The following is a 270-nucleotide window of genomic DNA, read 5'->3' as shown; positions in this document are numbered from 1 at the left end:
TCAGGTGCTTTCTTCATAGCATCGACAGCCTTATTAACAGCGTCAGTGGCTTTTTTCGCCGCGCTAGATGCTGCTTTATCAGCTGCTTCAGGTGCTTCTTTCACTGCATCGACAGCCTTATTAACAGCGTCAGTGGCTTTTTCCGCTGCATCAGATGCTGCTTTATCAGCTGCTTCTTTCACTGCATCAACAGCCTTATTAACAGCGTCAGTGGCTTTTTCCGCTGCATCAGATGCTGCTTTATCGGCTGCTTCAGGTGCTTTCTTCACA

The 270-nt window shown here is 47.8% G+C and carries 1 pseudogene; it reads right to left on the bottom strand.

Annotation, left to right across the window (positions count from 1 at the left end):
* A pseudogene (locus ACFIME_RS02685) lies at window positions 1-270 on the bottom strand (tol-pal system protein); the annotation flags it as partial.

It is taken from the genome of Bartonella sp. AP1QHHD (assembly GCF_042196265.1).
Taxonomy (GTDB): domain Bacteria; phylum Pseudomonadota; class Alphaproteobacteria; order Rhizobiales; family Rhizobiaceae; genus Bartonella.
Note: the sequence above shows the minus strand (reverse complement) of the source record. Positions and strands in the feature narration are given on the sequence as shown.